Origin of the sequence: Mumia sp. zg.B53, from assembly GCF_019550935.1 — a bacterium.
Lineage (GTDB): Bacteria > Actinomycetota > Actinomycetes > Propionibacteriales > Nocardioidaceae > Mumia.
Genome location: NZ_JAHWCK010000002.1, coordinates 232,515 through 245,407, shown reverse-complemented (window position 1 = coordinate 245,407; position 12,893 = coordinate 232,515). Strand labels below are relative to the sequence as shown.

The 12,893-nt window shown below is 70.0% G+C and carries 13 protein-coding genes; 6 read left to right on the top strand and 7 right to left on the bottom strand.

Annotation, left to right across the window (positions count from 1 at the left end; all coding sequences use genetic code 11):
- The first annotated feature begins 49 nt into the window (after window positions 1-49).
- The 3 genes from KV102_RS12245 (at window position 50) to KV102_RS12235 (ending at window position 3,079) form a co-directional block, all read left to right on the top strand.
- The gene (locus KV102_RS12245) at window positions 50-1,357 is read left to right on the top strand and encodes an LssY C-terminal domain-containing protein (protein WP_220346456.1); all 1,308 of its coding nucleotides are present in this window, start codon (window positions 50-52) and stop codon (window positions 1,355-1,357) included.
- Window positions 1,354-2,040: a DUF998 domain-containing protein gene (locus KV102_RS12240; protein WP_220346455.1), complete on the top strand. Its 687-nt coding sequence runs from the start codon at window positions 1,354-1,356 to the stop codon at window positions 2,038-2,040. Before KV102_RS12245 ends, KV102_RS12240 begins: the two co-directional genes overlap by 4 nt.
- A gap of 106 nt (window positions 2,041-2,146) precedes the next feature.
- Window positions 2,147-3,079 (top strand): DUF808 domain-containing protein, encoded by a 933-nt coding sequence (locus KV102_RS12235; RefSeq protein WP_220346454.1) that lies wholly within the window; start codon window positions 2,147-2,149, stop codon window positions 3,077-3,079.
- Here the strand turns inward: KV102_RS12235 and KV102_RS12230 are convergent.
- A complete protein-coding gene (locus KV102_RS12230; RefSeq protein WP_220343994.1) occupies window positions 2,988-4,466 on the bottom strand; it encodes a cytochrome P450 in 1,479 nt (492 codons plus the stop codon). The genes KV102_RS12235 and KV102_RS12230 overlap by 92 nt on opposite strands.
- A gap of 74 nt (window positions 4,467-4,540) precedes the next feature.
- On the opposite strand from KV102_RS12230, the gene KV102_RS12225 reads away from it, so the two are divergent.
- Window positions 4,541-5,161, top strand: a complete 621-nt coding sequence (locus KV102_RS12225) for a TetR/AcrR family transcriptional regulator (protein ID WP_220343993.1) — start codon at window positions 4,541-4,543, stop codon at window positions 5,159-5,161.
- A 38-nt stretch (window positions 5,162-5,199) separates the two neighbouring features.
- Here the strand turns inward: KV102_RS12225 and KV102_RS12220 are convergent, their stop codons facing one another.
- The 4 genes from KV102_RS12220 to KV102_RS12205 all read right to left on the bottom strand — a co-directional run bounded on the left by KV102_RS12220 (window position 5,200) and on the right by KV102_RS12205 (window position 9,098).
- A complete protein-coding gene (locus KV102_RS12220) occupies window positions 5,200-5,739 on the bottom strand; it encodes a dihydrofolate reductase family protein (protein WP_220346453.1) in 540 nt (179 codons plus the stop codon).
- A 108-nt stretch (window positions 5,740-5,847) separates the two neighbouring features.
- Entirely contained in the window at window positions 5,848-6,444 is a 597-nt protein-coding gene (locus KV102_RS12215) for a TIGR00730 family Rossman fold protein (RefSeq protein ID WP_220346452.1), read from the bottom strand.
- A 14-nt stretch (window positions 6,445-6,458) separates the two neighbouring features.
- Complete coding sequence (locus KV102_RS12210; RefSeq protein ID WP_308290320.1) at window positions 6,459-8,132, bottom strand: alpha-amylase family protein; 1,674 nt, start codon at window positions 8,130-8,132, stop codon at window positions 6,459-6,461.
- 3 nt (window positions 8,133-8,135) lie between these two features.
- Window positions 8,136-9,098 (bottom strand): TIGR03885 family FMN-dependent LLM class oxidoreductase, encoded by a 963-nt coding sequence (locus tag KV102_RS12205; RefSeq protein WP_220346451.1) that lies wholly within the window; start codon window positions 9,096-9,098, stop codon window positions 8,136-8,138.
- An 80-nt stretch (window positions 9,099-9,178) separates the two neighbouring features.
- On the opposite strand from KV102_RS12205, the gene KV102_RS12200 reads away from it, so the two are divergent.
- Window positions 9,179-9,931, top strand: coding sequence for a DNA polymerase ligase N-terminal domain-containing protein (locus KV102_RS12200; protein WP_220346450.1), 753 nt, complete (start codon window positions 9,179-9,181; stop codon window positions 9,929-9,931).
- Window positions 9,928-10,743: a DNA polymerase domain-containing protein gene (locus KV102_RS12195; RefSeq protein WP_220346449.1), complete on the top strand. Its 816-nt coding sequence runs from the start codon at window positions 9,928-9,930 to the stop codon at window positions 10,741-10,743. Before KV102_RS12200 ends, KV102_RS12195 begins: the two co-directional genes overlap by 4 nt.
- Window positions 10,744-10,777: 34 nt before the next feature.
- On the opposite strand, the gene KV102_RS12190 is transcribed toward KV102_RS12195, so the two are convergent.
- Together KV102_RS12190 and KV102_RS12185 are read right to left on the bottom strand one after the other, a co-directional pair.
- Window positions 10,778-11,872 (bottom strand): permease, encoded by a 1,095-nt coding sequence (locus tag KV102_RS12190; protein ID WP_220346448.1) that lies wholly within the window; start codon window positions 11,870-11,872, stop codon window positions 10,778-10,780.
- A 184-nt stretch (window positions 11,873-12,056) separates the two neighbouring features.
- Entirely contained in the window at window positions 12,057-12,803 is a 747-nt protein-coding gene (locus tag KV102_RS12185) for an alpha/beta fold hydrolase (RefSeq protein WP_220343987.1), read from the bottom strand.
- Between the last annotated feature and the right edge of the window lie 90 nt (window positions 12,804-12,893).

Here is a 12,893-nt window from a genome sequence, read left to right as displayed (position 1 = left end):
GTAGCGGACTTCACGGGCGGCGGCACGGTTCCTGGACGACACTGGCCCCATGGGGAGGACGCGTCGACTATTCCGCCGTACCTCCGTCATGGATGCGTTGGACGGGATGTTCCTCGCCTTCTCGGCGGTTGCCGCCGGGTGGTTCGCGTACCTGCTGCTCGTGGACGGTGTACGGCCGGGGCAGACTCTGCTGCTGGTCGTGTTCTGGGTGTTCGTCGCCTATCTCCTGCTTCCGCGACTGCACCGGATCTTCACGCACATCTATCTGCCGGACTACTTCATCGGGCAGGCGCGCACCAGTGACGGCCGGATCGGAGACCCGGTCAACCTCGCCTGGCGCGGGCGCGAGGCACAGCTGCACAAGGTGATGTCGACCGCCGAGTGGGTCCGCGCCGACGATCTCGACTTCCGCGCGGGCCGCCGTATCGTCACCTCGACCCTGAGTCGGCGCAGCTATCCCGAGGCTCCGGTGAGCCCGTTGGTCCTCTTCGACCGCCAGCAGGACTTCGCCTACGAGAGGGAGGTCGCGGGAAGCCCGTCGCGACGGCACCACGTGAGGTTCTGGCGGTGCCCGGAGGGGTGGATGCTTCCCGGCGGGTTCGCGGTGGACTGGCTGGCCGCCGCGACGTACGACCGGAGGGTGGGGTTGTCGACGTTCACGCTCCAGGTGACGCACAAGATCGACGCCCACGTCGACGTCGAGCGCGACTTCGTCGTCTCGAGTGTGACGCGCGCCGTCCCCGCGGTCGACGTCTCGGTCATCGACCACTTCTCCAGCGGCTACCACTCCCGCAACGGAGGCGGTGACGTGGTCGAGACCGACGGCGACCTGCCGGTGGTCGACGTCACTCGCGTGGAGGTCGTCGACCAGGATCTGCCGACCCACACCGACAGCCGCCGCCGCCTCCCAGCTCCGACCGTGTTCGGCGCGGGTGTGGCCGCAGCACGCTCGATCAGCTACGTCGTGCTGTTCGTGCTGCTGCTGGTCTCTCCCGCGTCGGTGTCGGCCGGTCTCGATCTGCTCGGCACCGACATCGCGACGCGCGACGTGCGTGGAGTCGTGCTGCCTGTCAGCACAGTCCTCGCGGTCTCGGGCCTCGTCGACCTCGCCCTCGCCGTCGGCGTGCTGCGTGGCAGCAACACGGCCCGTCTCCTCCTGATGTCGATCTGCGTCGTGGTGACGATCGTGACGTCCCTGGGGTCCGACGGCCGCCCCGACCAGTTCGCCCTCACACATCTGCCCACCGTCGGCGTCAACATCCTGGTGATCCTCGCCCTGTCCAGCCACCGCGCCCGCGACTACGCGACGCACGCCGGGCAGCCCACCGTGACGACGAGGACGAGGCTCCCGGCGTGACGGGCGAGCGCATCCTGCTGGTCGGCATCGGCGTCGTCGCGGGTTTCCTCTACTCGAACTTTCTGTTCGACGCGATCTTCTCCCAGAACCACGACTGGTTCACGGTCGTGAGCGACCTCGCCGCCTCCGGAACGCCGATGGCCGACCTCATCCGGATCACCGACGTGATCTGCGGCGTGCTCGTCCTTGTCCTGCTCCCCGGTATCCGCGCGGCCCTGCCGCCAGGACGCTGGCGTCGGGCCGCCCTGTGGCTCACCGCGGTCTTCGCAGTCGGGAGCATCGTCGCGGCCGTCGTCCCTCTGCCGTGCGACACGGACGCCGTCTGTAAGAGCACCGTCGACGAGCTCCAGCGCCTCGTCCACGACGGAGCCAGCGTGGTCTCCGCCGCCGCCTTGTTCCTCGGCGCCGTCGCGGTGGCCCTTGCGGTTGCAGACCGTCGCCACTGGGTTCGCCGCGCCGCCTGGCTCACGTTCTGGATCGGCGGCATCGTAGGAATCCTGCTCTTCGGAGGATTCGCCCTGCTGGACCCCTCCTCGTGGGAGTCAGGGGTCGCCCAGCGGTTCCAGATCGTGGCCATGAGCGTCTGGATCGTCTGCCTCGCCGTCCTCGCCGCGACCGACGGACTCGCGAACCGGCGCGCTGTCGCACGACGTGAGGGCGCACGCGGCGGCGAGCCGGACTGACGCCGAACGAGCCAGGCGGCGGCGACCTGCCCGTCATCCACCCTCGACGGACGGGGCCGTACGCTGTGCCGGTGACCATGCACCGTCCACCGACAGGGCCCCGCGCGTGAGCGCCGGCCTCGCGGCTCTCCTCGACGACATCGCCGCGCTCGCCCGACTGGCAGCCGCCTCCGTCGACGACGTCGGAGCCGCAGCGGCGCGTGCGAGCACCAAGGCCGCCGGGGTCGTCGTCGACGACGCCGCCGTCACGCCGAGGTACGTCCACGGACTGCGCCCCGAGCGCGAGCTGGCGATCATCAAGAAGATCGCGATCGGCTCGCTGCGCAACAAGTTCGTCTTCATCCTTCCTCTCGCGCTGCTGCTGAGCCAGTTCGCGCCGTGGCTGCTCACACCGATCCTCATGCTCGGCGGCACCTATCTGTGCTATGAGGGTGCGGAGAAGCTCTGGGAGAAGGTCTCGGGGCACCACCCCCCGGAGGCTCCCGCGTCGTCGCAGGGCGCCGAGGCGGAGGGTCGTGTCGTGAGCGGTGCCGTCCGGACCGACCTGATCCTCTCCGCGGAGATCATGGTGATCGCTCTCAACGAGGTCGCCGACGAGCCTCTCCTGTCGCGGGCGGTCATCCTGGCCGTCGTCGCGCTCGGCATCACCGCGCTCGTCTACGGAGTCGTCGCCGTCATCGTGAAGATGGACGACATCGGCCTCTCCCTCGCCGCGCGCAGCTCCGCGGCTGCCCGTGCTGTCGGTCGGTTCCTCGTCAAGGCGATGCCCGTCGTCCTCGCGACGCTCTCCGTCGTCGGTGTGGTCGCGATGCTCTGGGTCGGTGGCCACATCCTCCTCGTCGGGATCGACGAGCTCGGGTGGCACGCGCCGTACGACCTGGTCCACCACCTGGAGGAGATCGTGCACGACGCCGTGCCGAGCCTGGGCGGCGCGCTTCCGTGGATCGTCAATACGACGGCTTCGGCACTGCTGGGTGTCCTGGTGGGCGCGATCGTGGTCGCGGCATCCCACCTGGTGCCGCGCCGCCGGGCGCACTGAGACCGGGCGTACGCCGCGACAGCGTCAGCTCCATCCCCTGCGGCATGAGGGTGAGGCGCTCGTCGATGCGCAGCTCGTACGCCGGGTCGCCCGTGACGTCGTAGCGGTGCAGGATGCGCGCCAGCGCCATCGTCGCCTCGTGCACCGCGAACTGGCGCCCGATGCACGCCCGCTCCCCCGTCCCGAAGGGCTTGGCCGTGCTCGCGAGCCGCGGCGGCCTCGGGCGGTCGGGGTCGAAGGCGTCCGCCGTCTCCCCCCACACGGCCGGGTCGCGCTGGACGAGGGGCAGGAACACGAGGGCCCAGTCGCCGGGGGTCATCGTCCAGCGACCGCCCAGCGTCGTCGTCTCGCGAGGGGTGCGCGCATAGCCGGGGGCGGTCGGCCACAACCGCAACGCCTCGTCGAGCACCTTGCGGATGTAGCGGAAGCGCGCCACCTGCTCGTACGAGGGGGTGGCGTCGGGGTCGGGGCCGAGGATCGCATCGGTCTCCGCCTGCACCTTCGCGAGCGCCTCGGGATGGCGCACCAGGTAGTACAGCGCGAACGACAGCGCCCCGGACGTCGTCTCGTGGCCGGCGACGAGGAACGTGAGGATCTGGTAGCGGATGTTCTCGTCGCTGAGCCGCGCCCCGGTCTCGGGATGAGCCTGATCGAGCATGATGCCGAGCAGGTCGTCGCCGCCGCTGGTCGGCGCCCGGCGGCGGGCGACGACGATGTCGTCGAGGAACCGGTTGACGTAGTCGAGCTGCTCGGCGTGCTGGCGGTCCAGGCGTCGTTCGAGCAGCTTCGCTGCCGGCAGCGCGCCGATGACTCCCTTGCGGCGCCCGATGGTCAGCGCGGTCACCATCCCCTCGACGAACGGGTGGAGCTCGGTCGTGGTGAACGACCCGAAGGCCTGGCTGAACCCCGTGCGTCCGATCGTCTCCAGCGTCAGTCGAGTCATGTCCGCGGAGGCGTCGACGCGCCCCGTCCCCGCGTCCCACACGGTGAAGAGCTCGTCGAGCGTCTCGGCCATCACCGGGTGGTAGCGCTGCATGGCCTGCTTGGTGAACGCGGGGACGAGGAGGTCGTGGGCGAGCTGCCAGTTGGGCTCCTCGTTGTAGGCGGTGAAGAGGCCGTCACCGGCGATCCCGCGCAGGCCGTCGAGCGCCGGAGAGTTCGCCTTGGCGAAGCGCGACTCGTCGTTGAGCTCGGCCGCCAGCTCCGCGTCGGTCACGAAGACGAACTTCTGTCCGAAGACAACGATCTCGAAGATCGGTCCGAGGTGACGGTGGTGCTCGAGGATGTACTGGACCGGGCGGTCGGGATCCATGCTGCTGGCGTCCTTCATCCAGCGTCGCCGTCCGGCAGGGTGCGGGAACGTGTGGCCGGACCAGGCGTTGCGCATCGAGACTCCTTGTTGCACGTCGGTTCAGCAAGACTGGGCCTCTTGTTGAACCCGTGTCAAGTAGTGTTCGCAGCATGGCGGTCCGTACGAGGCTCACCCCCGAGCAGCGACGCGCGCAGCTCCTCGAGCTGGGCGCCCAGCTGTTCGCCACCGCGCCGTACGAGGACGTTCACATCGAGCGCGTGGCCGAGATGGCGTCGGTGTCACGCGGCCTGCTCTACCACTACTTCCCGACCAAGCGAGCGTTCTTCGCCGCGTTGCTCTCGGAGGCGGCCGACCACCTCGCGGAGGCGACGACACCCGACCCGGACGTCGACCCGCGCCGCCAGCTGGTCGATGGCATCGAGAGCTACCTGCGGCACTGTGCCGCGAACCGGCTCGGCGTCAGCACCATCCACCGCGGGGCCGCCAGCGGCGACCCCGAGATCGAGGCCATCCTCGAACGCTCGACCCGTCTGCACGAGGAGCGCATCCTGACGGTGCTCGTCCCTGGGCACGAGCCAGACCCGCTGCTCACGCTCGCCGTACGGGGGTGGCTGCTGCATCTGCGCACGGTCGGACACGAGTGGGCGACCACGGCTCCCGACGTGCCGCTCGGCGAGGTCCGCGACATGTGCGCGGGTGCGCTCGTCGGTGCGCTCAGCGCCCTGCCTCCCGATGCCCGCCCGGCCACGCTTGCGGCGCTGACCGTCTGACGGCTCGCAGCGCGCGTCAGCGCCACGAGGAGGTGACGCTAGCGCCGGGCCCGGTAGTCCGCGAGCATGCTGCCGGACGGCGTCCCCACGACGCGCTCGGGCTCCCACCGCTGGGGGTCGCGGGCACCGTCCCACAGACGACGCCCCTCACCGACCGCGACCGGCGCGACCACCAGGCGGAGCCGGTCCACGAGGTCGGCGGCGAGCAGAGAGGAGGTGAGCGTGAGGCTCCCGTGCACGCCGATGTCACCGCCAGGCCGGCCCTTGAGCTCCCGTACGACGTCCTCGAACGAGCCGTCGACGACCGTGGTGGCGTTCCACCCCGGCTCAAAAGGGCGGGCGGTGGCGACGTACTTCGGCACGGCGTTGATGAAGCCGGCGAACGGCTCGTGGTCGCTGTCCGGCCAGTACGTCGACCACTCCTCGTACATGGCGCGACCCAAGAGGACGGCGTCCTGCGACGCGATCACGGCGCGCAGGTTGTCGTACATGACCTCGTCGAAGTCGAGGACGAACTGGTCGGGCGTCTCGGCGACACCGTCCAGGGACAGCAGCATGTAGGCGACGACGTCGCGCATGGTTCCTCCGTACGGTCGTGGCAGGTACGACAGGGTGACCGTCAACGGCGCGCGGAGTCATCGGTCCGCGCCGGCGGCGTCCGCGAGCTGCGTCGCAGACTGGGCTAACTAGCGCCGAGCGGCCACGACCTGCGCGGCGAGACCGTCGAGAACCCTCGGGAGATCGGTGTCGACGACGAGCGCGTCGACCAGACCGCGACTCATGAAGCCGTGCTCGGCGATCCGGTCGAGCATCATGACGAGCGGGTCCCAGAACCCCGCCGGGTTGAGCAGTCCGAGCGGCTTGGCGTGCAGGCCGAGCGTCTGCCACGTCCACACCTCGAACATCTCCTCCAGCGTCCCCAGCCCACCCGGGAGGACGAGAAAGGCGTCGGCACGCTCGGCCATCGTCGCCTTGCGCTGATGCATCGTCCCCACGACCTCCAGCTGCAGCCCGGGCTCGTCCGAGCGTGCCCACTCGCGCTCCACCATGAAGCCGGGGATCACGCCGTACACCCGACCGCGGTGGTCCAGCGCGCCACGCGAGAGTGCGCCCATGAGACCGCTCCCGCCACCTCCGTAGACGAGCTCGATGCCACGTTCGGCGATCTGCGCGCCGACCTCGTACGCCATCTCCCGCAGGCTCGCGTCCTCCCCGTCACGCGAGGCGAGGAAGACGGCGATGCTGTGCAGGTCGCGAGGCCTACGAGTCGAGGAGCGCTGCATCCACCGGATGCTACCTAGGCCTCACCCCGGCGTACCCGGAACCAGTGGTGGCCGTACCCCTCCAGCGGCAGCTTGGCCTCGCCGCCCTCCAGCTCCACGCTCCGGTGGTCGAACAGGTCCTCGAGCCACACCGGCTCCTCACCCTCCAGGTCGTCGGGGTGCAACGAGATCAGTGTCGTCACCGGCTCCGCGGAGAGGTTGTGCACCGCGATCACCGACGACCCCTCCCAGTGGCAGCGGTGAGCCATCACCTCGTGGTGAGACTGCTGAAGGACCGCAAAGTCCCCCCACCCGAGCTCGGGGCACTCGCGATAGGTCTGGATCAACGAGCGCATGAAGTTCCACAGTGAGTCCGGGTCGCGCTTCTGGTCCGCCACGTTGACGTGCTCGGGTCCGTAGCCGTCGGGCACCATGCGCTGGACCAGTCGACTCGTCGGCGCGGTGGAGAACCCGCCGTTCCGTGTCGGCTCCCACTGCATCGGCGTCCGCACCGCCATCCGGCCCTCGGCCTCGGGGTCCTCTCCCATCCCGATCTCCTCGCCGTAGTAGAGCGTCGGCGTGCCGGGGAGGCTGAAGAGCAGGCTGTAGGCCATCCGGATGCGGCGTGGGTCGCCGTCCATCATCGGAGGGAGCCGGCGTTTGAGACCGCGCCCGAAGATCTGCATCGACGGGTCCGGCCCGAACGCGGCGAACACCTCCTGGCGCTCCTCCTCCGACAGCTTGTCGAGGGTCAGCTCGTCGTGGTTGCGCACGAACGTGGCCCACTGGCAGTCGGGGTGGATCGACGGTCGCGCCTTGAGCGCCTTGGCCAGCGGACGGGCGTCCTCCCGCGCGAACGAGAGGTAGAGCGCCTGCATGCTGATGAAGTCGAACATCATGGTGAGCTCGTCGCCGTCGGAGCCGCCGAAGTAGGCGCGCTGCTCCTTGTGGGGCAGGTTGACCTCGCCCAGCAGGATCGCGTCCCCGCGTCGCCGGCCGAGGAACGACCGCAACGCCTTGAGGTAGGCGTGGGGATCGCCCGGTACATCGTCGCCGGCGGTGTCGACGTCGGCGATCAGGAACGGCACGGCATCGACCCGGAATCCGGCGAGCCCGAGCTGGAGCCAGAAGCCGAGGGACTTCGCGATGTGGTCACGGACGACGGGGTTGGCGAAGTTCAGGTCGGGCTGGTGGGAGTAGAAGTGGTGGAGGTACCACTCGCCCGTGCGCTCGTCCAGCGTCCAGATGCCGTCCTCCTTGTCGGGGAAGACGACGGAGTCGGACGTGTCGGGAGGCGGGTCGGAGCGCCAGACGTAGTAGTCGCGGTACGGGTTGTCCTTGCTGCGACGTGCCTCCTTGAACCACGGGTGCTCCGCCGAGGTGTGGTTGACGACGAGGTCCGCGATCACCCGGATGCCACGGTCGTCGGCAGCACGGAGGAGCTCCACGAGGTCGCCGTGGGTGCCGAGCCTGCTGTCGACGCCGAAGAGGTCGGTCACGTCGTAGCCGTCGTCACGGTCCGGTGTCGGGTAGAAGGGCATCAGCCACAGGCACGTCACCCCCAGCTCGGCGAGGTAGTCGATCCGCTGGGTCAGTCCGACGAGGTCTCCGACGCCGTCCCCGTCGGAGTCGGAGTACGTCTCGACGTCCGCGCAGTAGATGACGGCGTTCTTCCACCAGAGGTCTCCGGTGCTCACACTTCGTGCCACGACTCAGCCTTCCTTGAGCTGGGGGATCACGTGCTCACCGAACGCGTCGAGGAAGCGCTCCTGCGACTGTCCGACGTGATGGAGATAGATCTCGTCGAAACCGAGCGAGGCATACTCGGCGAGGCGCTCGCAGTGGCGGCCGAGATCGGATGAGATGTCGACCACCGTGCGCACCTTCTCCACGGTGACGTCCTCGGAGACGGCGTCGAACGCCTCGGGCGTCTCCAGGTCCCACGGGATCGGCTCGCTGAAGACGTTGCTGCGCCACTGCTCGTGGGCGATCTGCTCCGCCTCCTGCTCGGTCGGCGCCCACGCCAGGTGCACCTGCAGGGCGAGCGGCCCGGCGCCTCCGGCCTCCCGGTAGGCGTCCACGCGCTTGCGCAGGTCCTCGAGCGGCTGGTTGACCGTCACCATCCCCTCGCTCCAGGCGGCGACACGAGACGCGCTCGCGAGCGAGACGGCCGGGCCGACGAGACGCGGCCGTGGGTCGGGGACGTCCCAGAGGCGGGCCCGGTCGACCGTGACCAGACCGTCGTGGCTGACCTCCTCACCCTCGAGCAGCCGGCGGATGACGTCCACGCACTCCTCCAGCCGCCGCGTCCGTACCTCCTTGGCCGGCCACCGGTCGCCGGTGATGTGCTCGTTGCCGGCCTCGCCGCTGCCGAGGGCGACCCAGAAGCGGCCGGGGAACATCGTGCCGAGGGTGCCGATGGCCTGGGCGATCACTGCGGGGTGGTAGCGCTGCCCGGGCGCGCTGACCGCACCGAAGGTGAGGTCGGTGGTGGCGAGCGCAGCACCGAGCCATGACCAGGCGAACGCCGAGTGTCCCTGCCGCTGGCTCCAGGGCGAGAAGTGGTCGGAGCACATCGCCATCTGGAACCCCGCCCGCTCAGCGTGCTGGACGTCGGCAAGCAGCTGCCGCGGGGAGATCTGCTCGTGACTGGCATGGAACCCGTAGCGCGTCATGGGCCCCAGACAACCGGATCACGCTGCGGCGCGCAGACTGCCAGAGGCATGCAACCGGCTCCTCCGGGCACGGAGCAGGCATGAGTGATCCCCTCGAGGTCTACCGCCGCAAGCGCGACTTCACTCGTACGCCGGAACCTGCCGGTGGTGAGACGCCGGACGCGGGTGCCGCGAGGTTCGTCGTGCAGCGCCACCGCGCGAGCCGCTTGCACTACGACCTTCGGTTCGAGGTCGACGGGGTCCTCGTGAGCTGGGCCGTGCCCAAGGGGCCCACGCTCGACCCGTCGGCGCGGCGGCTCGCGATGCACGTGGAGGACCACCCGATCGAGTACCTGCTCTTCGAGGGAGTCATCCCGTCCGGCGAGTACGGCGGCGGGGACGTCATCGTGTGGGACACCGGCACCTGGGAGCCGGTCAAGACCGACGACCCGCGTGCCGCCGTCAAGGCCGGCGAGCTGCACGCCGAGGTCCACGGCGAGAAGCTGCGTGGACGGTTCGTGCTCGTGCGGCGCGAGAGCGATGACGGGTCCGACGCCTGGATGCTCCTGCACAAGCACGACCCGCACGCCGTGGACGGCTGGGACGCGGAGGACCATCCCCGTTCCGTGCTGAGCGGACGCACCAACGACGAGGTTGCGGCCGACCCCCACCGGCTGTGGCGCTCCGAGGCGCCGGCCGCCGAGGCCAGCGTCTCTCTCCTCCCCGACCCGCTGCCCGACGAGGCGATCGACGCGCTGAGAGGGCTGGGCAAGCAGGGGACCTGGGAGGTCTTCGGGCGATCGCTGAAGGTGACCACCTCGACAAGGTCCTGTTCCCCGGTGACCCGCCGGTGACCAAGCGCGAGCTGCTCGCCTACGCCGCCCGCGTCGCACCGGTCGCGGTCCCCTACCTCGAAGGACGGGCGCTCAACCTCCACCGATATCCGGACGGTGCCGACTCGAAGGGTTTCTGGCACAAGCAGCGCCCGGCCCACGCACCGGACTGGCTCGGCGAGTGGGACAACCCCGAGGCCGACGACGGCGAGACCACCACCTACGTCGTGGCCGACGAACCCGCCGCACTCGTGTGGGCGGCGAACTTCGGGGCGCTCGAGTGGCACCCGTGGACCTCACGCATCGAGGCACCGCGCGAGCCGACGTACGCGCTGATCGACCTCGACCCCGGCGAGCGTACGACCTGGGACGACCTGCTCGTCCTCGCCCGTCTGCACCGTACGGCGCTGGACCACCTCGGGGTGACCGCGCGGCCCAAGGTGACCGGCCGCCGTGGCATCCAGATCTGGATCCCGGTCGTCCCCGGCTACAGCTTCGACGACACCCGTGTGTGGGTCGAGAAGCTGTCGAAGACCATCGGGCAGGTCGTCCCCGAGCTGGTCAGCTGGAAGTGGGAGGTGAAGGAGCGCAAAGGGCTCGCCCGGCTCGACTACACGCAGAACGCGATCAACAAGACGCTGGTGGGGCCGTACTCGCCGCGTCCGGCACCAGGTGCCCCTGTGTCGGTCCCCCTCACCTGGGACGAGCTCGACGATCCCGACCTCCGTCCTGACCGCTGGACGGTCCGCTCCGTGCTCGACCGCCTGGAGACGAAGGGCGATCCGTTCCGCGTGCTCCTCGGGGCGGCGCAGGAGCTCCCGGAGATCTCCTGATCACCGTCCCCGATCTGCGCGAAGCCTCAGAGCGTCAGGACAGGACCGCGAGCATGCCGCCCGCGGCGAGACTGCCCACCACGACGACGCCTGCGGTCAGTCCCGTCGCCCGCCACCCGAACGACCGCCCGACCATGAGCATCGAGGGCAGCGAGAGAGCCGGCAGAGCGATCAGCAGGACTCCGCCGACGCCGGCGCTCGCCCCCGCGGCGGTCACCGCCGCGATGACCGGAATCTCTCCGCCGGTCGGCACCACCAACGCGGTCGCGACGACCGCGACCAGGAGCACCGCAACCACGCCGAGCTGCTGAGTGATCCCGTCGAAGTTCGACAGCGGTCCGCTGACCATCCCGACCGCGAACACGGCGACGACGTACTCGGGGACGAGCACGACGGTGAAGCGGGTGAGCGAGCGCAGGTAGCGGCCGGGCATCTCACGCAGCGAGCCGGCGTCGTCGTCCGGGGCAGCGTCGACGTCGGCGACCGCCGCCGCGACCTGCCGCCGCTCGAGGAACCGCGACACCGCAACCCCGGCCCCGACCACGACCACGACACCGACGAGGAGCCGCACCACGGCGTACTGCCAGGGGAGGACAAGCAGGAGGAAGACGAGGACCGCGGGGTTGAGGACCGGGTTGCCGACCCAGTAGGCGATGCAGCCCGCCACCGGCGTCCCACGCTGTCGAAGGCTTCTGGCCACCGGCGCGCTGCAGCACGTGCACATCATGCTGGGCATCGACACGATGCCACCGACCAGAGACTGGCTGACGGCCGTACGGCGTCCGAGCGCCGCCAGCAGCCACCTGCGGGGAATGAGGGCGTCCACGGCGGCCGCGACCAGCACCGCCACCACGAGCGCCCGCCAGACTGCCGTGAAGTAGGCGACGGTGAAGTCCCAGCCGGCCGCCCACGGGGAGGACGCGGTGGTCGCGGTGTCGAAGATCGCCGCTCCGTCCCATGCTCCCGTGTCGGACAGCGAGGTCGTCTTGTCGAGGTAGGGCAGCCACTTCGCCCACGACAGCCCGACCACCAGCAGGGCGACCAGCAGGGCAGCACCGACGAGGCCGACCACGAGCCGCCGCCGCAGGTCGTCGGTCTCCGCTCGCGACAGCGAGTTCTCGGCGCTCATGAGCCCGGAGTGCCCGGCCGTGGCCGGGCGAAACACAGCAGTCGATGGATCGTCTGAGTCACGCCATGCCCCTCGCTGTCGTCCGGTGTTCTGCCGACCGTACGACCGCGCTCCCCCTTCCGCCACGTGGAGCAGCACTCAGGCCCGAGAGCGCACGATCTCGGGCCCGGGTGTCGCGAACGGCTCAGAGGTCGGTGACACCTCGCGCCGCTGCGTCGATCAGGTCCGCGACCGCCTTCGGCTGAGAGACCGTCACGGCGTGGGAGGCGTCGATCTCGACCGTGTGCGACTGCGCACGCTCGGCCATGAAGCGCTGGGACTCCGCAGGGATGGCAAGGTCCTGGTTGGCGACCATCGTCCAGGACGGGATGCTGCGCCAGGCAGCCCTCGTGGCCGTGTCCGTGAGGGCACTGCCCGCGATCGGGCGTTGCGTGACGGCCATCACCCGCGCGATGTCGGGCGCCACGTCGGCGGCGAACACCTCGTTGAACCGGTCCTGCTGGATGTAGACGTCAGAGCCGGTGTCGCCGTCTGCCGTCGGGAAAGGCACCGGCTCGGCGGCCGACCCGAGCTCGGCACCGGGGAACTTGGTCGTGAGGTCGTCGGCGCTCTCACCGACCTCGAGGGTGAAGCTGGCGAGGTAGACGAGCGCGGCGACCACCGAGGACCCCTCCGCGGCCTCGCTCATCACTACCCCGCCGTACGAGTGCCCGGCCAGGACCACGGGCCCGTCCCGGGTGTCGAGGAAGCTGCGGAGGTACTCGGCGTCGGAGCTGAGCCCTCGGAGCGGGTTGGCGATCGCGACGACGTGGTAGCCCCGTCGCTGAAGCTCGGGCACGACGCCGTTCCAGCTGGAGGAGTCGGCGAAGGCACCGTGGACGAGCACGATGGTCGGGCGTGGTGTGGACGGGGACGACGATGCAGCGGTCATGACGAGCTCCTTCTCGAAGGCCTGTCGGCCGTGGGTGGACCTCGAGCCTGACGCGACATTCCCCTCGTTCGCCCCCGTGTGATCCCCGGT

Excerpts from the sequence above, each read along its gene's own strand:
- KV102_RS12245 (WP_220346456.1), top strand. The coding sequence starts at position 50 with ATGGGGAGGACGCGTCGACTATTCCGCCGTACCTCCGTCATGGATGCG.
- KV102_RS12225 (WP_220343993.1), top strand. The coding sequence starts at position 4,541 with ATGGCGGTCCGTACGAGGCTCACCCCCGAGCAGCGACGCGCGCAGCTC.
- KV102_RS12190 (WP_220346448.1), bottom strand. The coding sequence starts at position 11,872 with ATGAGCGCCGAGAACTCGCTGTCGCGAGCGGAGACCGACGACCTGCGG.
- KV102_RS12185 (WP_220343987.1), bottom strand. The coding sequence starts at position 12,803 with ATGACCGCTGCATCGTCGTCCCCGTCCACACCACGCCCGACCATCGTG.
- KV102_RS12205 (WP_220346451.1), bottom strand. The coding sequence starts at position 9,098 with ATGACGCGCTACGGGTTCCATGCCAGTCACGAGCAGATCTCCCCGCGG.
- KV102_RS12215 (WP_220346452.1), bottom strand. The coding sequence starts at position 6,444 with ATGCAGCGCTCCTCGACTCGTAGGCCTCGCGACCTGCACAGCATCGCC.
- KV102_RS12230 (WP_220343994.1), bottom strand. The coding sequence starts at position 4,466 with ATGCGCAACGCCTGGTCCGGCCACACGTTCCCGCACCCTGCCGGACGG.
- KV102_RS12200 (WP_220346450.1), top strand. The coding sequence starts at position 9,179 with ATGAGTGATCCCCTCGAGGTCTACCGCCGCAAGCGCGACTTCACTCGT.
- KV102_RS12220 (WP_220346453.1), bottom strand. The coding sequence starts at position 5,739 with ATGCGCGACGTCGTCGCCTACATGCTGCTGTCCCTGGACGGTGTCGCC.